At 48.2% G+C, this 20,113-nt stretch carries 16 protein-coding genes; 3 read left to right on the forward strand and 13 right to left on the reverse strand.

Annotated features, from left to right (window positions below):
• Positions 1 to 46: 46 nt before the first annotated feature.
• From lepB to Pan241w_RS27070, 13 genes are all read right to left on the reverse strand, one after another.
• On the reverse strand, positions 47 to 1,720 hold the full coding sequence (lepB, locus tag Pan241w_RS27010) for a signal peptidase I (protein ID WP_232107286.1): 1,674 nt from the start codon (positions 1,718 to 1,720) through the stop codon (positions 47 to 49).
• Between the two features lie 232 nt (positions 1,721 to 1,952).
• Positions 1,953 to 2,555 (reverse strand): cytochrome c oxidase subunit 3, encoded by a 603-nt coding sequence (locus Pan241w_RS27015; RefSeq protein WP_145222240.1) that lies wholly within the window; start codon positions 2,553 to 2,555, stop codon positions 1,953 to 1,955.
• 148 nt (positions 2,556 to 2,703) lie between these two features.
• Positions 2,704 to 3,111 (reverse strand): cytochrome C oxidase subunit IV family protein, encoded by a 408-nt coding sequence (locus tag Pan241w_RS27020; protein WP_145222243.1) that lies wholly within the window; start codon positions 3,109 to 3,111, stop codon positions 2,704 to 2,706.
• A gap of 82 nt (positions 3,112 to 3,193) precedes the next feature.
• Positions 3,194 to 4,270: a cytochrome c oxidase subunit 3 gene (locus Pan241w_RS29860; RefSeq protein ID WP_145222246.1), complete on the reverse strand. Its 1,077-nt coding sequence runs from the start codon at positions 4,268 to 4,270 to the stop codon at positions 3,194 to 3,196.
• Complete coding sequence (locus Pan241w_RS27030; protein ID WP_145222248.1) at positions 4,270 to 5,988, reverse strand: cytochrome c oxidase subunit I; 1,719 nt, start codon at positions 5,986 to 5,988, stop codon at positions 4,270 to 4,272. The genes Pan241w_RS29860 and Pan241w_RS27030 overlap by 1 nt, the downstream gene beginning before the upstream one ends.
• A gap of 105 nt (positions 5,989 to 6,093) precedes the next feature.
• Entirely contained in the window at positions 6,094 to 7,062 is a 969-nt protein-coding gene (gene coxB, locus Pan241w_RS27035; protein ID WP_232107287.1) for a cytochrome c oxidase subunit II, read from the reverse strand.
• Between the two features lie 95 nt (positions 7,063 to 7,157).
• Positions 7,158 to 8,015, reverse strand: a complete 858-nt coding sequence (locus Pan241w_RS27040) for an SCO family protein (protein ID WP_145222254.1) — start codon at positions 8,013 to 8,015, stop codon at positions 7,158 to 7,160.
• Entirely contained in the window at positions 8,012 to 8,341 is a 330-nt protein-coding gene (locus tag Pan241w_RS27045; RefSeq protein WP_145222257.1) for a hypothetical protein, read from the reverse strand. The genes Pan241w_RS27040 and Pan241w_RS27045 overlap by 4 nt, the downstream gene beginning before the upstream one ends.
• A gap of 51 nt (positions 8,342 to 8,392) precedes the next feature.
• Positions 8,393 to 9,622, reverse strand: coding sequence for a quinol:cytochrome C oxidoreductase (locus Pan241w_RS27050; RefSeq protein ID WP_145222260.1), 1,230 nt, complete (start codon positions 9,620 to 9,622; stop codon positions 8,393 to 8,395).
• Between the two features lie 59 nt (positions 9,623 to 9,681).
• Entirely contained in the window at positions 9,682 to 11,088 is a 1,407-nt protein-coding gene (locus Pan241w_RS27055) for a quinol:electron acceptor oxidoreductase subunit ActD (protein ID WP_145222262.1), read from the reverse strand.
• A 61-nt stretch (positions 11,089 to 11,149) separates the two neighbouring features.
• Positions 11,150 to 12,544, reverse strand: a complete 1,395-nt coding sequence (gene nrfD, locus Pan241w_RS27060) for an NrfD/PsrC family molybdoenzyme membrane anchor subunit (RefSeq protein WP_145222265.1) — start codon at positions 12,542 to 12,544, stop codon at positions 11,150 to 11,152.
• A 95-nt stretch (positions 12,545 to 12,639) separates the two neighbouring features.
• Positions 12,640 to 15,735, reverse strand: a complete 3,096-nt coding sequence (locus Pan241w_RS27065; protein ID WP_145222267.1) for a TAT-variant-translocated molybdopterin oxidoreductase — start codon at positions 15,733 to 15,735, stop codon at positions 12,640 to 12,642.
• A gap of 11 nt (positions 15,736 to 15,746) precedes the next feature.
• The gene (locus Pan241w_RS27070) at positions 15,747 to 16,430 is read right to left on the reverse strand and encodes a cytochrome c3 family protein (RefSeq protein WP_145222270.1); all 684 of its coding nucleotides are present in this window, start codon (positions 16,428 to 16,430) and stop codon (positions 15,747 to 15,749) included.
• Positions 16,431 to 17,297: 867 nt separating this feature from the next.
• Here Pan241w_RS27070 and Pan241w_RS27075 point away from each other — a divergent pair.
• The 3 genes from Pan241w_RS27075 (at position 17,298) to Pan241w_RS27085 (ending at position 20,097) form a co-directional block, all read left to right on the forward strand.
• Complete coding sequence (locus Pan241w_RS27075; protein WP_145222273.1) at positions 17,298 to 18,218, forward strand: DUF1559 family PulG-like putative transporter; 921 nt, start codon at positions 17,298 to 17,300, stop codon at positions 18,216 to 18,218.
• 199 nt (positions 18,219 to 18,417) lie between these two features.
• Positions 18,418 to 18,861 carry a hypothetical protein gene (locus tag Pan241w_RS27080; RefSeq protein WP_145222276.1) on the forward strand — a complete coding sequence of 148 codons (444 nt, stop codon included), beginning with the start codon at positions 18,418 to 18,420 and terminating at the stop codon, positions 18,859 to 18,861.
• Positions 18,862 to 19,104: 243 nt separating this feature from the next.
• Entirely contained in the window at positions 19,105 to 20,097 is a 993-nt protein-coding gene (locus tag Pan241w_RS27085; RefSeq protein WP_145222279.1) for a Gfo/Idh/MocA family protein, read from the forward strand.
• Positions 20,098 to 20,113 lie beyond the last annotated feature (16 nt).

A 20,113-nucleotide genomic window follows, 5' to 3' on the forward strand; every position in this document is an offset into this window, starting at 1 on the left:
TTTCCTCAAAAAAAGAAAGATCTTCTGCAAATACTTTAATTTGACATTAATGAATATAGCGAATCCGGGAGAAATCTGGAATGCGTATGTGACCTACATGGCTGCCGATTTTCACTTCCCCCTGCCGCGATGGTAAATGCACGAGAAAAGGCTTTCCCAGTAAGTATTTACGTTCGACTTTTCCATCCGCCCAGCTCCGACTATCCAGGGAAACCGGGCTATTGTCCCCCAGTACAAAATAGCTCTGTTGATCAAGCCGATAAGGCTCTTCCACGCCGTGCAGGCCTTTCCCGCGCGTATAATGAATATCACGAAAGAGTTTCAATTCTGTCACTTCGAAATGTCCGCCATTTGCACCGAATTGAACGGGTTCCCGAATCGGCTCCCGTGGCTCTGTCGTCTCGCTGAATAGCAGCGGCTGATAGATTAATTGACCATTGATGGCAAACAAAACCTGACGATCCATAATCGACATCTCAAGCTGCATTGATTTCTGTTGCGACGTTTTACTCAGATGTCCGGTGCGCACAGGTTTATTCTGATCATCTACAAACAGAGTCACCTGTCGTGCTTTGAAATCGATCAGGTTCCGAAATCGATGATGGCCATCGAACATTTCGATCGCAAACTCTCCCTCTCCGGAATGAACTTTCAAATTGCACTCAAATAGAAAGTCATGAACGGGAATTGATTCCTGATTTTCCACTCCTGAATTATAAGCATATTGATCGAGTACCGGCGCCACGTGAGATTTCTCATACAGCAGTGCAACGGCATAACGAAAGTCATCGTTTTCGGTCCGATCCAGCAATCGATGGCAGTCCTCCGATGTCATAGCGCCTCGACAACTCAATTGTTTTTTCTTCGGATCAAACTGAACGGGGCCCAGAACCGGTTCCGGTTGTTCTATCTCTTCAGGCCACGCTTCTAACGGCGTCACTGTAAGATAATGGCCTCCCTGTCTGATCCAATGTTGATACTTGACCCACGCCCATTCCAATGAGACCGCAGAATTCAGTGGATCACTATCGCTGCTATCAAATGAAAATCCCTCAGGTTCCGATACCCAGGATGGATGACTGCTACGTTCCTCATCCACTTCAACTGGAACAAAACGCGGTTGAAAGAAATCATCATTTTTCGGCTGATAGTGATGATCGTGGACAAGCAATCGCACCGCATTTTGTGTTTTCAAATCCTTGCGCTGAATCTTACCATCGATATACAGGTCTCCCTGCTTGACCTGCACAGCTTCACCGGGCAATCCCACGACGCGTTTTACATATGCCTGAGTCGGTTTAATGGGATTCTGAAATACGGCGACATCCCATCGTTGGGGACCTTTCAGGTAATATGCGTGTTTAAAAACCAGGAGCTGGTCGCCTTCGTTGCGAGGCACATTCGTCAAATCAATGGAGTGAGTATTACAGTTTGGGCAGGTGGCATACTGCCCGGATTGATGGAGGACTTCACCATGGGAATGTTCGTGCGTCTGAAACCGATTTGCGGAGACAGAATCATCATAGGCCACGCCGTAGGTAAAGGAAAATTCGCAGCGAGGACACTTCACCTGCTTGTGATATCCCAATAGAGAAGGCGCCATAGAGCCTGTTGAGATCATGTAGCCTTCCGCCTGAAAGGTCCTGAATAGAATCACGGCAATTGCCAGCGAAACCACAGATTCCAGCACCATACGGAACAGGCTGGAGCGATGTTCCACCTCTTCTGCCTGGGATTCGAATTGACGGGGAGAGTGGTGCATCACAACAAACAAAAGAAGTAACGGAAGTTTTCCTGAATTGATTTTTCAGAAAGCAAAAAGCTCAGCTCTTCATTTTAATAAATCCCGGTAACCTGAGGAAATAGAGAATCGCCCACCAGATCAGAATTGGCCAAAGCATCGCAGTCCTTCTGGGGAAACGTCGGAGCGTAACACTGTTTTGGGAAACAACTTATCCCACTAAACAGAAGAGCAATAACATGCCAACCCAAACCACACCGAGAAAATGCCAGACGATCGAACAGGCATGCACGCCCCAATGATATTCATGATCGTACTGATAAAGATACGCTTTGTAGATCACGAAGCCCAAAATCCCGAAGGCAACGACAAAGTGCAGAGCATGTAGCAACACAAAGGAGAACAGCACACCATAACTGCTGGGATAGTGATACACATTTTTGGCCTGATCCAGCACAAGCAGCACTTCGGAATGCTGGCGTAGCACGTGAATCAGTCCCAGTGTCTGAATGACAAAAAATGCGCCACCCAAAAGAAATGTGAGATTCAGGCAATTCCTGAACTGCTGCTGTTTCTCCTGGCGGACAAAGAATAAAGCCCGATGAATGGAGAAGCTCCCTAAAACCAGCAGCACTGTACTTAACCAGAGTGCAGAAGGAATCACCAGCGCTGTTGGCTCATACGTCTTCGCCAGATTTGAGCGTACGATGACATAGGCAATCAGGCCGCCAACAAACAGGACCGAGACCGTAAACAGAAAAATCGCCAGACCAAAATCTCTCTGACTAAGCCGATCCCGAGACGTAAATAACATCGCAAGTCGATCTCGAATTGTGCGGCTCCGGAAGGTAGACATATTAACCTGCCAACGTACTAAGCGCAAAAACATATACTGAGAAATATCGAATCAGGCAATCAAGCCGACTATTCTATTTTCGCGGAACACGCCATCAGAATCAACATTATTTCTTAGCAGGAGCTGCTGCCGGTGCAGGAGCCGGTGCAACTGTTGGCGTTTTATCCTGTTGGAACCCCTGCACATAATCGTCGTACGCATGCGAGTCCAAAAGAATCATACACAGAAAAAAAGCAGCGAAGACAATTGAGAAAAAGAAGGCAATCCGGTTCAACGGTTTATCGTACCAGAGGTGCATAAAGATAAAAACAACCAGAGATGCTTTTGCTGTGGCAATTGCCATTGAGACAATCACATCAAGCGCACCGGTATCATATTTCGCGGCTTCAACAGTCACGACAGTCAGGATAACCAGAGCGATAAAAACGCCGATCAGAACTTTTACCGGCACGATATGCACATGGCAGCTTTGTGGGTTTTCTGCGTGAACATCACTTTCAGCATGATCTGACATGATGAATTCTTTCGTCTCTTTATTTTAAAACTGCTGGAAGCTCAAAGGCCTCGCAAATTGATGGAAGTCGAATTTATACCGGCTAGTTGATCAGATATAACAACGGGAACAGATAGATCCAGATCAAGTCAACCAAGTGCCAGTACAGACCGACAAAATCTACGGCTCCGAAATAGTATGTGGTGAAAGCACCATGCACGGTTCGCACGATCAACCAACTGATGGCGATCATCCCGCCAATAATGTGAATTGCGTGTAAGCCAGTCATACAGAAATAAACACTGAAGAAGGTCCCCGCCAGTTCAGGCTCTGGAACTTTTTCTTTCTGCTTGGCATATTCTGCTGGAACGGTTTCCGCCATCTGAATTTCTTCATCGGTTGGCTTTTCTGCATGTCCCAGATGGTGATAGCCAATACTGGCATAAGCACCGACTTGCATGCCGAGCGCTGATACCAGAAAACAACCAGCGATAGTTGACAGTGTTTTCTTGTTTGGATTCTTGATCAGTACTCCCAAAGCGACACCGGAGAGTACTATCACGGCCCATAACACAGTTGTCATATAAGAGAGAGTGTGTTTGGTTTTTTCGAATAAGGAATCATCACTGTGATCATCGTGTGCGGCTGCCGATTCATCGTGTGCATGCTCTGACGCTTCGCCACCTGCCGCAGCAGGTGCTGCGGCTTCAGCCTCGTGATGTTCCGGGCTGTGGTACATACCGGCCCATAATAAACCGTGGTGTGCTTTTTCCGTATATTCAAATGATTTCACACCCAGGAAGATGGCAGCACAAGCGAGCGTCGTTACCAGACAGACCAAGAGGCCTTTTGTTTGCCCTAATTGAGCACAACGCACACCCCACGCCATTGTCAAACTGCTGAAAAGCAGAACGACGGTATTGGCTGCGCCTAATGTCGTATCCAAAAACTGGCTGGCATACAGAAAGACTTCGGGGTGCAATGAGCGATAGACGGCATAAAACCCGAATAAACCGCTGAAGAACAGGACTTCTGTTACCAGGAACAGCCAGATCCCCAGTTTACCAGTATCGAATTGTTGCTGGTGCGAATCGAAGTGATGTGCCAGCCGGGGATCATGGTGCTCATGATCGTGGCCGTCGGTATGTTCGTCTGTAGTCGTGGTGGCCGCGGTATTCATTAAACTTCTTTATCTCCTGATGCGGTCACAGATTCCTTGTTATCCCCCTGACATTCAACGGGAACGAAGCCTCCGACTTCCTCATTGTAGACAACCGATTCCATGACATATGGATCGCCGGCCAAAGGAGGATGATCGAAGTTATTATGTGGTGGTGGTGAAGAACATTGCCATTCCAGTGAAGCACCACCCCAGGGATTAGCAGGCGCCTTCTTGCCGCGATAAACCGAATAGATCAATACGCCAGCCATCAGAGCCGAGCTCAATCCTAATAAATAAGCCCCCATGGTCGACATAATATGTAGACCCTGGAACTCTGGCAGGTATGTGTAATACCGACGTGGCATACCGCGGGTACCTAAAATGAACTGCGGAAAGAACGTCAGATTGAATCCAAGGAAAACACCCAGGCAGGCAATCCTTCCCCAGAACTCGTTAAACATTTTACCGGAAATTTTAGGCCACCAGTGATGGATGGCTGCAAACAAACCGACCAGAGATGAGCCCATCATCACATAGTGGAAGTGAGCCACCACAAAATAGGTATCGTGCAAGTGCACGTCAGTGGCCAGTGTCGCCAGGAATAGCCCGGTCAATCCACCGATCGAGAAAATAAAGATGAAGGCCAGACCATAACACATGGCTGTTGTGAAACGAATCGAGCCTTTATACATGGTGGTCAGCCAGTTAAACACTTTAATGGCTGACGGGATCGACACACTGAAAGTGATCGCACTGAAGATCACTGCCACCATCCGCGACTGACCAGAGACAAACATGTGGTGCCCCCAGACCAAAAAGCCAAATACAGCAATCGCAATACTACTGTAGGCAATGAAGCGGTATCCAAAAATGTGTTTTCGACTGTGAACGGCAATCACTTCGCTGATCACACCCATTGCCGGCAGAATCATGACATATACAGCTGGGTGAGAATAGAACCAGAAGAAGTGCTGGAACAGCACAGGATCGCCGCCTAATGTCGGATCAAAAATCCCAATGTGAAATGCCCGCTCAACAACCAGCAGTAGACCAGTAATCCCCAGAACGGGAGTTGCGAGAATCTGAATTAAAGCGGTCGCATACAGTGCCCACAGGAACAAAGGCATTTTAAACCAGGTCATCCCCGGTGGTCGCATGGTGTGAATGGTTACAATGAAATTCAACCCGGTAAAAATCGAGCTGAAGCCCAGAATAAAGACCCCCAACAGTGCGGTAATCACAGCCGTGCTGGTGGTAATACTGTAAGGCGTATAGAATGTCCAACCGGTATCCAGACCGCCTAAAACAATCGCTGCCAGGAAGAATGCGGCACCGAACATCCACAGATAAAAACTACCCAGGTTCATTCGCGGAAACGCCACATCCTTGGCCCCCAGCATCACCGGTAGAATAATATTTCCAATCGCCGCCGGGACCCCGGGAATAATCACCAGGAAGGTCATGATCGCACCATGCAGGGTAAACATCTGATTGTACGCATCAGGCCCCATCAAGACTTTTGATGGTGATAACAATTCCGTTCTCAGCAGGACCGCAAAAATTCCGCCTAAGAAAAAGGAACAGGTCACGCCGATCAGGTACATAATACCGATGCGTTTATGGTCGAGGGTGAAAAACCAGCTTTTCCAGCCCTTCGAGCAATTCAAATAATTCAATTCGCGGTATTGAATCGGGAAATTCGATTTTGGATTGGAGGAGTCAACTACTGTTGCCATCTTCCAGCCTCCTGAATAATTTCAAATAGGGTCGGATTAAAAAATCCGGAAACACAATCGAGAAACAGGTTCTCACTTATTTATCTCGTGACAGAATCACGTTCGTTACTTTTGACTCTTGATGAAAGCAATGATCGCGGAAATATCCTGATCCGTTAACTGCCCTTTGAAGGTCGGCATAATCGGTCGGAAACCATCCACAATTTTGGATTGTGGCTCCAGAATCGACTGACGAATATAGTTTGCATCTGCAATCGTGGATGTCCCATCTGTGAATTTTCGCTCTTTGCCAAACAGTTCTTTGAACGATGGTCCATTCTTAGGTACCCCATCCAGTGAATGGCACTGAATGCAGCCACGGCTTTTGTAAAAATATTCACCGGCTTCCACAGGAGTCTTGTTTTTATGAATGTCGGACGCCACCTGCAGCCATTTATCAAAGTCACCACGAGTCTCATGCACGACCACATTAGTGACCATTTCCGAGTGTTTCTGACCGCAGTACTCGGCACACATCAGTGGATAAGTTCCCGCTTTGGTGGCATTAAACCACTCCTGTGTGTAACGGCCAGGCACGACATCCATCTTGGTTCGGAAGGCAGGAATCCACAGGCTGTGAATCACATCGTCCGAGGCCATCGTCAAAGTCACGTCTTCCCCTTTGGGAATATGCAGTTCGCTTTCAATCCAGCCATTCGGATATTTGAATGCCCAGGACCACTTCTTGGCGACGACATCGATTTCATACGAAGAAGCAGGAGGCGTTCGCATATCCAGATAGGAAGTAAATCCGATCCAGAACATGACGATTGTCAGCAGAGTCGGAATGACTGACCACGATAATTCCAATGTCAGGTTATGAGTGACTGTTTTTTCTGCTTCCACACCTGGGCGATGACGGTATTTGATCATAAACAGGACCATTAAACCGACAATCAACACGAAAAAGAACGTGCAGACATACAGGATAAAGAAGTAGACAGAGTCAACGCTCTCTGCCACCGTAGAACCTTGAGACGGGAACCAAAACCCGGCTTCGCCATTCGCTAATAAATTAGGGATGAATAGTTTCATCTGCATTCACACAATCAACTGTTGAGTGTTAAAATATTTAAGGTATTAACCAAATCTGATTAAAACACAAATCCGCTTCTTAGAAGACTCCTGATTCAGGACCCCTCTGTCGTTTCCATAGTCTGGCTTGCCGTCGATTCTATAACCTGCCGGCCTTTACGTCCCCGCCAATAGGGAATCAAAACGACCGTTAAGATAAAGACGGTGGCAAACCCACCAATTTTCATAATATTCCGCGCGGTCGGTGCATACCGACCACTGTCTGCATCGTAGTGAAAACAGAACAGTAAAAAACGATCAATGGTTGTTCCAATTTTTCCTTCAGACGCTTCCACCAATGCCAGTTTCAATGTCTGTTCCGGAAAATTCACTCCATATAAGTAGCGGGAAATCTTCCCATCGGGAGTACACACTAACAGAACAGCCGGGTGAGCATATTCCTGGCGTTCTTCCACGTACTTGTATTGAACCCCCATTGCCTCTGCTAATTTTGTAATTGCCGCCTGTTTACCGCACAGAAAATGCCAGCCGTTGGCCGTTCCTGCACGGTTATATTCTTTAAAGTATTTCTGCTTTGTTAAATTGGCCCGCTGATAAGTCTCTTTCGGATCAATACTCACCGACAGAAATTCATATTGCTGTCCCGCAGACCACTCTAATTCTTTTAAACCTCTCACCAATGCTGTGAGTTGTAATGAACACAGCATCGGACAATTTGAATAGTTTAGAGACAGGATCACAGGGCGATCTTTTTGAAAGTAATCTCCCAGCTTGACCTGTTCTCCGGAACTGTCCTGAAACGCCAACTCCAAAGGCAACTCACTCTCCAGATGCTCAATCACATCCAAAGACTCGATACTTTTTGGTGCTTTTTCCATACGCTGAGCCTGCACTGTCATCATGCTGGATGACCAGATCAGGAGCGTCAGAATAAAGAACTGAAAAAGTTTCATGGGTTCTTGGTTTTAGCTTGTTTCTGTTTTGCTTGTTCCTCCTGAACAACAATTTCCATAGCCCGATCAATGGGCACAGCTACAATATTTTTGTCTTGGTCAATCCAACGATATTCGGTTAACGCAGCCGCCTGATTAGCCAGAATACTTTCTGCATTTTTCTCCGGCACCAGAATCACCTTCTCTACGTTTTCTGATTTTTCGAACGACATATCCAATGCGGCAATCGCGAAGACCAGAAAAAAGGTAACGACAGTTCCGACGAAACCAACATAAGCGATCATCGTCGTATCGAGATCATCATAGGCTGCTTTAGGACCGGACATAGTTTATTCTCTTATATTAAAAGGCGCTGATCGAGTTTGATCAAACTGTGATTAAATATTGTGAAACTTCAGTGACTCTTCCAGACGCGGATCTCTGACCGGCATGACGGACGTCTGACCGGCAAATTTCAGTAAACCAGCGACATAAATCCCGCCAACTCCGATCGTACAACAGACATCGACCAGGATCATTCCAAAGGAGACGCCCCCCACGTTAGCATTCGGCATCACCAGCCAGAAGATATCGATCCAGTTCATGACCAGCAGATAAAAGGCCCAGAAAAACAGCGTCTTGGGATTCCGCTTCATCCAGCGCGACATGAAGAACACAAATGGAATCGCGAAATGACCAATCACCAGAATTAGTGAGATCGTTCCCCAGCCATGATCCTGGCGGTGCAGATAGAAGACTGTTTCTTCAGGAATATTGGAATACCAGATCAACAGATACTGTGAAATGGCGATATAAGCCCAGAAGCAGTTAAAGGCAAATAACAGTTTGCCCACATCATGTAAATGTTCTACGGTAACCGGTTCCTGCAGCAAGCCTTTGCTGCGCAGGTAAACCAAACTGATCGCCAGAAAGCTGAAGAAGCCCACCAGACCAGCGGCAAAATAGTAGACACCAAAAATCGTACTAAACCAGTGTGCGTCCAATGACATGATAAAGTCAAAGGCAGCAAACGTTAAGGTGAAGGAAAAGAGCAACAGTGCCGGTCCACTACGTCGTTCCATTAATAGTGTCAATTCGGGATCGCCGTTTGCATCCTGAGCGACTGACTTATTCAGGAAGAACCGGGCCAGGAAAATCCAGGAACCGAAATAAATCAAATAACGAATCGCGAAAAAGCCACTGTTCAGATAGGGTGCTTTTGCCTGTAGAAGGTGGTCTTCTGCCACATTCTTCGCACTGGCCCATTGATATAAAATATCGTTTCCGGCTAATGTGACGAGCACGATTGGCAGTACCAGTACAGCCAAGGGAATCACGCCCATCGCAATAAATTCAGATAAACGGCGTAAAACAACACTCCAACCAGCACGCGTCAGTTGTTGAATCATTACAAAGAACAACGCGCCCAGCGAGATGCTCAAAAAGAAGAATGTGCTCTGCAGATAAGAGAAGGCAAACTTTGTCATCCCGTTTTCGCTGAACCACCCTAATAAAAAGGCCACCGGCAGCAGGACAGCACAGCCCAGTGCCACCTTCATTGGGAGCGGCCCCAGCTCAGCCAGTGTTTGAACGGTAATCTTTTTATCTGTGTCAGGTGAAGTTTGCATAACGTTTCTTGTATTACAACGAGATGAAATTTAACAAGTTGCCTATGGAAATAACTCTATTACTTGGTGTCCCGAAGTTTTCGCTTTACATCTTCAGGAAGCGTATTTGCATCAATCTGTTGACTCTTCTGCAGTGCTTTCAGATACAACACAATCGACCAGCGATCTTCTGGTGGAATCTGTGGTCCGTATGCGGGCATCTTGCGAACCCCGTTCGTGATTGTGTGATACAGGCGACCAACGGGTAGCTTTCGCACGTTTTCCGTATGATAAGAAGCTGGTTTCACCCAGGTTCCCTGCTGCAGATCCATGGCCCTTAAGGTGACAAGCCCATCACCTTCACCGCCCAGACCGTGACAGGCAGAACAATAAATCCGATAGCGTTCTTTTCCGCGAGCCATCATTTTTGCTGTTACCGGCATCGGGAACTCGGTGACCCAGGGAAGCTCATCCAGCTTTTTCGCTTCAGCTGCTGCTGCAGCGGCAGGATCAGCGGCAGCCGGCTTTGTCGCTGGTGCTTTTTCAGCATCCGCTTTCTTGTCTTCTGCGGGTTTTGCATCCGCTTTCTTTTCATCCTGCACTGCGATTGTAACGACATCCTGATCTTCAGGGAGATATTTCAACCCATAGTAGAAGGGAATGTTGTCATCTTTAAATTGCCCACGGGGAATCGTGCCTTTGATATTCGGGCGTATTTCGCGGCCATCAGAGAACACGTTCGTCGTATTCTGTGCTTTCAAACTTGGCTGGAAGTCCATGTCGGGAACGATATGGACGCGCGGCGTATTTGTCGTTGTCGAACGCTTATACGCTACCAGAGCAGGAGGCATGATCATCAACACACCCACAATGCTCAGACCCAATTTCAGATTTCTAGGCAGTTTGGGAGATTCGACGTCAGACCAGAATTCTTCCACATTGGTAGGATTTAATGACTTAAGAAATTCACCTGTATCGATCTCGGAAAATTTCGCGTCTTTTGCGTCCATACTAATAAAGAAGCGATCGTTGGTCACACGACGAAACGCTTCAGACTTAAACATGGGATTATATAGTTTGGGCAACTGGTTCAGTCCCAGCATCCCGAAAAATGCGCCAAAGGCGGCTAATAAAACAGACAGTTCGAATACAATCGGAATACAGGCGGGAATACTAAATAGCGGTTTGCCACTAATTAAAAACGGGTAATCGTATGCGTTCATATACCATTGCATACTGATTGCAATCGTGCCCCCCATCAGTCCACAGCAGGCGACGATCCAAGGCAGAATCGTCCATTTGATTCCCATTGCTTCATCAATCCCGTGTAGCGGGAAAGGAGTATGCGTGTCCCAGTTGCGGTAGCCGGCATCGCGAACTTTCTTTGATGCTTCGATCAACGCATTGGGATCATCGAACTCGGCAAGGAACCCGAGTAATTCAGGTTCTGCTTTCGTTTTTACTGGTTGTTCGATTGTGGTCGCCATAATCTTTTTATTCAAACTAAGAAGGTAAGTTGTACCTGACCGCTATCCTGCAGACACGTTTTTAATGATCGCCATGACCGCCTGGTCGAGGCATCACACTTTTGACTTCTGCCATCGCCACCATCGGCAGGAACTTGCAGAAGAGCAGGAACAAAGTCATAAACAGACCGAAACTACCGATTAACATTAAAACATCGACGATGGTTGGCTTGAAATACCCCCAGCTGGAAGGCAGAAAATCCCGGCTCAAGGAGGTTACTGTAATCACAAAACGCTCAAACCACATACCGATATTCACAAACACACACACAACAAAAATCATCCAGGGAGTCGTACGGATCTTTTTGATCCAGAACAACTGTGGGCTGATGACGTTACACGATACCATGATCCAGTAAGCCCAGGCATAAGGACCGAAGGCACGGTTAATAAAGGCAAAGGTTTCGTAGCGGTTTCCACCATACCAGGCAATGAAAAACTCCATCGCATAGGCATAACCCACCATCGTACCAGTGGCAATAATCACTTTGGTCATATTTTCCAAGTGGCGATCCGTTAACAAATCCTCAATCCCGCAAATTTTTCTGGCAGGAATCATCAGTGTCAGCACCATCGCAAAACCACTGAAGACGGCCCCTGCGACGAAGTACGGAGGAAAGATTGTGGTATGCCAACCTGGTAACTGAGAAACAGCAAAGTCAAAACTAACGATTGTATGCACACTAAGCACCAAAGGCGCTGCCAGAGCTGCTAACAACAGGTAAGCTCGCTCATAGCGATGCCAGTGCCGCGAAGACCCATTCCACCCCAGTGAAAACAGACCGTAGGCAAACTGCTGAATTTTTCCAGTAGCCCGATCGCGGAGTGTCGCGAGGTCAGGAATCATGCCCATATACCAAAACAACAGTGACACAGTTGCATAAGTCGAAACAGCGAACACGTCCCACAGCAGTGGACTACGGAAGTTGGGCCACATTGCCATCTGGTTGGGAATGGGGAAGAGCCAGTAAGCCAACCAGACACGACCAATGTGAATCCCTGGGAAGACACCCGCACAAACCACAGCGAAAATCGTCATTGCTTCAGCAGCACGGTTGATCCCGGTTCGCCAGTCCTGACGGAACAGGAATAAAATCGCGGAAATCAAAGTACCAGCGTGACCAATACCGACCCAGAACACGAAGTTCACAATCGGCCAGCCCCAGAAGACAGGACTACGGTTACCCCAGACACCAACACCGGTAATAATCAAATACCCAATCAGACCAAACAACATTCCCATCAAGCAGGCGGAAACGCCTAATGCCAGATACCAGGCTTTGGGAGTCTTACATTCAGCCAGTCGACAGACGGCGTCGGTGACAGTCCCATAGTCGTGAGCACCAGTCACGAGCGGAGTTCGCTTACCGGGAACTTCGATTGTTGTGTCAATAGGCTCTGCTGTTACTGAAGCCATAGCTTTTGATATCTTTGCTCAATAAATTCAAAAGGATTGGTTAGTCACTCTTATCGTCTCATGACAGAAATTCCTTCTGTCACAATTTGTCTCTACTAATGCTTCTCTGTCTTTTTCTCAGTGTCCGCTTCTGCGTGCTGTTCGTCATGCCCATGGCCATGCCCTTCCGTAGCGGGTTTCGCCAGTGAAGGATGCGGATTGGTAATGCGAGCCAGATACGCCGTTCGAGGTTTGATATTCAACTCCGACAAAGCAGCATACGAACGCGGATTTGCATGGGCCTGTGCGACTTTACTGTTTTCTTTCGTCAAATCGCCAAACTCAATGGCCTTCGCGGAACAGGCTTGCTGACAGGCTGTTACAATTTCTCCATCTTCAATCGGACGCTGGTCGTTTTTGGCTTCGATCTGGACCGCTTTAATACGCTGCACACAATAAGTACATTTTTCCATAACCCCGCGATGACGGACGGTCACTTCCGGATTCAGTACCAGAGCCTGCAGTTTTCCACGAGGTTGCTCATAAACTTTATTGAAGTTGAAGTAGTTAAAACGTCGCACCTTATAAGGACAGTTGTTGGCACAATACCGGGTTCCGACACAGCGGTTATACACCATGTCGTTCAAACCTTCATCGGTATGCACGGTTGCAGCAACGGGGCAAACCTGCTCACAGGGAGCCAACTCACACTGCTGACATAACATCGGCTGCACGGCAACACCCGGATTATTTTCGTCGTCACCCGTGAAGTAACGATCGACGCGTAACCAGTGCATTTCACGACTGTTAATCACCTGTTCGCGACCAACGACGGGTACGTTATTTTCCGCCTGACAGGAAACCATACAAGCATTACAGCCAATACACTTGGTCAAATCGATCGACATACCCCAAGCTTGACCTTCATAGGACAGCTCTTGATAGTTTGGCTTTCCCTCTTTATTTTTGTCCCACAAGGATACCAGGTCCGGATGATGGGTACGACCTTTCGCGAAACCAGGATTCGACTCATATTCGCTGAGATCCCCTTCACGCACCAACTGACCAACACGTCCCTGAACTTCGCTTGCACCAACGGCATCAATGGCGTGATGGTCCTGTGTAATGGCCAGTTCGTATTCCTTGCCTGTCTTTTCGACTTTCAGACCGCCGGCAAAGTTCATCGATGCTTTAGACTGTAACGCTGCCACGTTTTCACCAACGGGCTTCACATCCCGGGCAACATCACCCCCGACCATACCTGCTGCGGTGCGACCGTACCCCAGAGCAACCGCGATCGAATTCGGTGCCTGTCCGGGCAGAACATATACAGGCAGCTCGAGCGACTTGCCGTCTAGAATCAGCTTCACAACAGAGCCAAACCCCACCCCGAGATCTTTAGCTGTTTTGGGAGCGATCAAAGCAGCGTTATCCCAGGTGATTTTTGTCAGATTATCAGGCGTTTCCTGCAACCAGCCGCTATTGGCAAATCGGCCGTCATAGAGTTGGGGACTGAGATAAAACACCAGCTCCATCTCTTCACTGGCCGCTTCGACAATTTTCGCAGCAGGCAGAGATTTGACTTTCGGCGAGACGGCTTCGAGCGAACTCCCCTTCAGCAGGCCATCATGAACGAGTCGACGCCAGGAAGCATTGACGGTCATGGAATCCAGTGAGCCTTTGACGGCTTCTTTGATCAGGTCCAATGCGACCGGGTGTTTATCGCCACAGAGAATCGCCAGCAACTCGACTTCTGATTTCCCGTCGTGCAATGGTTCAATCAAAGGCTGTGCCACACACAATGTTCCGTCATAAGCACGAGAGTCACCCCACTGCTCAAACGGATGTGTTTGAGGCAGATGCCATTGACATAACAGCGAAGTCTCATCTTCATATGCGCCAAGGTGCATCGAGTTAGGCACCTTGCCAAGTGCGGAAACGAAGTCAATATCGCCGGGAGCATTGTAAGCAGGGTTACCCCCCAGAATCACCAGCGTCTCAACGGCACCGGACTGCATTTCTTCCGTCAATGTTCGCAATGCTTCAACAGCAGACAAATCACGCGCCAGTGGCTCCTTAGAATAACGAATGGCTTCGCCTACATTACCCAGCTGTTCGTTTAACTTATGCACGCGGGCGTGCAGCTCAGCCGGTTGATTGGCACCGATGGCAATCAAACCAGACCCCTGATTGGCGACTAGATCTTCGGACATTGCCGCCAACACCTTCGCAGCATAATCATCGCCTTCAGCCTCAGCATGCTTTTCTGACAGACGCTGTTGAACCTGCTCTTCCAGCTTGGTCAGAAAATAACCAAGATCAACCGAGCGGGTTGGCAAACGATGATCGGCGGCAGCCCCGGTTGTCGTAAACCGACTTTCCACGGAATACAGACGATTCATCGGCCCCGCAGCTGGATCGCGGCGGGAAGCCCAGTCACGTGTATGCAGAAGCGATGCAGGATGCTCGGACAGCAGATCCTCATCCAGACAGACAACCACATTTGCCTTGGTTAAATCGAAGTGCGGACGAACCACTTCCCCGAAGGCAATTTTGGCACCTTCGTAAACATTGTCACGTGAGTTGGCTGTGTAATCATACCAGCGAGCCTTCGGATACAGAGCAGAAAACTTCTCCTGAAGATGCTTTCTGGCAGCCGAAGAACTCACATCAGCCAGCACACGCAACTTGGCGCCGCCGTCCTTTTGTGCCTGACCCAGCACAGTATCTGAATATTCAATAAAAGTCTGCCAATCCCGAACGTAACGCGTCCCACCCTTACGTTCAACGACACCGACAGCCCGGTCGGGATCGTACAATGACAGCGTTTCCGATTGAGCAAAAACAGTGGAAGACCCCTTGCTCTGCGGCGAGTCGGGATTCCCTTCTACCTTGATCGGCCGACCATCGAAACAGGTGACCAACAGACTCTCGGCCATCCCTCCCAGCTCCATCAGTGTCGCATATTTTTGCGGCTTGCCGGGAATCATGCCTTCTGGACGTGAAACACTGGGAGAAATTTTTTCGTCTTCCCAGCGGCAGCCTGAAACACTAGCCAAGGCAACAGACGCCCCCATTAACTGCATCCAGCGACGACGCGAAACCCCTTCCGGATATTCGGACGCAGCGACTGGAAACTCACGATGCAAGATCTCTTCAAACTCCGGCGTGGAATGCAACTCACCCAGACTTCGCCAATACTTTTTATCCACAACCGAACCCCTTAGCGGTGACACGTAGAACAATTAGTAGAAGGATTCAAATTCAGTTCCTCACGAACCATTTCACCCACTTCGTGCGGATCTCCTTCGGGCACCCAATCAAGCTTTGTCACAAACTCTGGTGGACGAAGATTTGGCTCAGGATTGCGATGACATTCCAGACACCAGCTCATACTCAATGGTTTCACCTGAGTCACCTTCTCCATCTTGTCGACTCGACCATGACAGGCAACACAACTCACACCACGACGCACGTGAGCACTATGATTGAAATAAACATAATCAGGCAAGTCATGCACACGCCGCCACTGCATCGACTTTCCTGTCGCCTGACTCTCACGAATGGGAGCCAGTTTAGTACTGGTAGAATGAACGGCAACTGTATTTACAACGCCGTTAGCATCAGCGCCACTGTGACAATTCAAACAAGTCGAGGTCGGGGGAATAGCAGCGTGCCCGGCAACTTCGACCGTGTTATGACAATAGCGACAATCCAACTTGAGCTTGCCAGCATGCAATGCATGACTGAAGGGCAATGGCTGCTCGGGCTGATAGCCGACGTCTGTTGTTTCAGGACTGGCCCCATAAGCAACCATCCCAATTACGTACAACATACCGATCCCGCCCAGCGCACCCAGCACTGGAACAATTGCATTTGTCCATTTCGGAAACTGAAAACGATCCATTTTGATATACCTGATAAGACCTTTCGAGCAAGACCACCCCCAAAAAGCAGGAATTGCCTCTGGGATTGATGTGGCAATCGACGGTCAAAGCGGACTTTTCACCTGAGTTCCAGAGAAGAAACCCCATCATCAGTAGCAAGAATAGAAGTAAGCAGAAAACTAAGCAATCCATTCCCAGAGCACTAGCCACAAGATTCTTGGAGTCGGGAGTCACACGAATAGATATTCTCAATAATGGGGACAGCCTCAAAACACTGTGAAAACGCGCTTCACCAATGCAAGTAACTCCCTCCATGAGAACTGCTGCGCAATTACTGATGGCGCGTTAAGCAGACAAAACCTCACTCACTCGCAGACAAGCAGATCCACAAGCCTTACCGCAACCAGCCGGTAAGATCCTGGACACGTTCATCCGAAATACCGACTCCATCACACCTGATCTCACTCTGACATCTGTGGTCACCGTCGATTTGAAAATTGAAAACGAATTCCTCCCCAGAATGGCCTTTGCTTGTAAACCAGGAAAACTGCTACACATTCTTGTGATTCCTGCCAAAACTAGCGGAGCCCATCCAGAGATCTCACCATTTATTCCTTTTCACGGAATTTTATACTGGATTAATTAATATTAATATTTATATGTATAGTTACATTCTTGTATTTACTTATTTTCAAAGACTTAAATACCCGTACATCCTAATTACCCCTGAGAGCGAATTTGTCTTGAACACTGAGGTTCAGATCTCCATAAATCCATACCCTCTAACAATTTCTTTTTGCTCGCTGATGTGCTTCGGCGGCGATTTTCATTGTTTCCAATATCTACATTGCTCTGTCTTAACTTTTCTTTATTTAAGGGCCAGGAGTATGAAAACAAAATCTATTCAAAGAAACCACGGTTTCACACTAATCGAATTATTGGTGGTGATTGCCATCATCGCCATCCTCATTGCACTGCTACTGCCGGCAGTTCAACAGGCCCGAGAAGCAGCACGCCGGTCGTCCTGTAAAAACAACTTCAAGCAAGTGGCGCTGGCTCTACACAATTACCATGGGACACATAGCGTGTTTCCCTACGGCGTTATGGAAACAGGCACTTTCCACTTACGCGATACCTGGATGCAGCAGATCCTGCCCTTTATCGAGCAGGCTCCCATGTACAATAAATACATGAGCTGGCAGGGGCAGTGGGTGATGGACACACCCGTAGAAATTAAAGACCAACCCATTGCCGTTTTAATGTGCCCCTCAGAAGCATCGCACCCTGCCTTTGGAGGAGGGGGAGGGACACGTTCTGGTGGACGTGGATTCCAGGGAAGTTATGTTGTCTGTGCCGGCAATAAGCCAATCACCTATGGTACCGATTCTGGAGGGATCTTCTACTCACTTTCCCGACACAAAATGCGAGATATTGTTGACGGCACCACCAACACGCTCTTTATCAGTGAAACATTAATTCGCGGCACGACCGGTGGTGGCTGGGGTGCCGCAGGAGGATACTGGGGAGGTGGCAAAGGGGGTGGATTCGGTTTCACCACACTGGAGCCTCCCAACACTTCACTCCCCGATGAAGTCTACTCCTGCAAGAGCCAGACGTTCCCGAATTCCCCGTGTACAAGTCAAAGCAACTATAACTCCCCTCGCAACTTCGCCAGAAGCTACCACACCGGAGGCGTACACGTTGCACTGGCTGATGCTTCAACACGATTTGTCAGTTCTAACATTGATCGTACCCTATTCCAGAACCTGGGTACCCGAAACGGCAATGAGGTCCTCGGAGAATGGTAAACCCAAAACTCTGATCCCTTCCCGATCGGATTAACTCTTTATCGGAACTCAAGCCGAAAATCATCCCTGTCGGCTTGAGTTGAAGATGACGTGGCCTGATTCAATATATCTGGATCAGGCACACGTGATCGCAGGCTTAAGCGAACCAACGCCTGCTCTATTTCATAATTGAATTTACATTGATTGAAAGAAGACTTCGATGAATCGATCTACCACTCATATCTTTTTTTGCGCAATTGCATTTTTCCTCTTCTCTGTGTTGGCAGGCTGTGGAAAAAACGCCGATGGCCCCAAGCTGATCACTGTTTCCGGAAAAATCACCCTAAACGGCGAGCCTCTGCCTGAAGGGGATATCATTTTTCGCCCCGCAGATGGGCAGGGACACGCCTATGCAGGCAAAATCCAAGCTGGAACGTATTCCATAGAAACAGAAGTCGGAAAAAAGAAAGTCGAAATCAAATCCATGCGGGATGTTCCCGGCAAGACCACTGAAGACAATCCGGGCGAAGTGGTCAATGTGCGTGAGCAGATTGTTCCCACAAAATACAATTCTGAATCGACGCTTGAGATTGCAATTAATGAAGGGGGAGCTGACAGCGCCGACTTCACGCTGGAGGGAGATCCTCCGCAACCCCAAAAATAAATCATCTCCAGAGAGCAGTCGATACGTATTGTCTTCACATCGACAGGACGCCAGCCGGCAATTAAATTCCGCGTCTACCCTGTATTGCAGGGTTCGATTTGTCTATACTCTGCTCATCATAAAAAACAACGCGGCGTTCATGCCTTCCCAAGACATGAACGCGGTAAATCGGCGATTCTTTTGCGCTGATCTACCGGCTTTCTTTTTGAATCCCATCTTCCATCGATCGATAACAGGCATCACATGAGCGACAAAATCCGCTGGGGTATTCTGAGTACAGCAAAAATTGGAACAGTGCAGGTGATTCCTGCGATGCAACAAGGCCATTTCTGTGATGTGACTGCAATCGCATCACGCAATCTGGATCGGGCAAAACAGGTTGCTGCAGAATTGGGAATTCCCCATGCCTACGGTTCTTATGAAGAATTACTGGCAGATCCTGAGATTGATGCGATCTATAACCCTCTGCCCAACCACATGCATGTTCCCTGGTCGATCAAAGCCATTGAAGCAGGCAAACATGTGCTGTGCGAGAAGCCCATTGGATTGTCTGCAGCAGAAGGTCAACAGCTTTTCGACTGTGCTGCTGCTCATCCGGAGCTGAAGGTCATGGAGGCCTTCATGTACCGCCATCACCCCCAATGGCAACTGGCCCAAAAAATGGTGCAGGAAGGAAAAATTGGAACCCTGCGCACCATCCAGTCATTTTTCTCCTACTTTAACAACGACCCTCAGAACATTCGTAATCAAAGTGACATCGGCGGTGGCGGTTTAATGGATATTGGCTGTTATCCCATTTCATTGTCTCGATTTATTTTCGGTGCCGAGCCCCAGCGTGTTTTCGGAATCGCTGAATACGATAAAAACCTGGGTACAGATTACCTGGCTTCTGCCACACTCGATTTTGGTAACGGAACTTCGACTTTCACTAGTTCGACTCAGCTCAATCCTTATCAACGTGTCCACATCCATGGAACCACGGGTCGCATCGAAATCGAAATCCCGTTTAACGCGCCCATCGATCGCCCCTGCAAGATCTGGCTGCAGACAGATGGTGAGATTGAAGAGATCGAACTGGAACTCTGCAATCAGTATACGATTCAGGGAGACCTGATGTCACAGGCCATTCTGAATAACACCCCTGTTCCGACACCGCTAAACGATGCCATCGGAAACATGCGAGTGATTGAGGCGATTGTAGAAAGCGATCGGAGTGGAAATTGGGTTGCGTTTTAAGCGGCTCCATTGCTGC

Origin of the sequence: Gimesia alba (genome assembly GCF_007744675.1) — a bacterium.
Lineage (GTDB): Bacteria > Planctomycetota > Planctomycetia > Planctomycetales > Planctomycetaceae > Gimesia > Gimesia alba.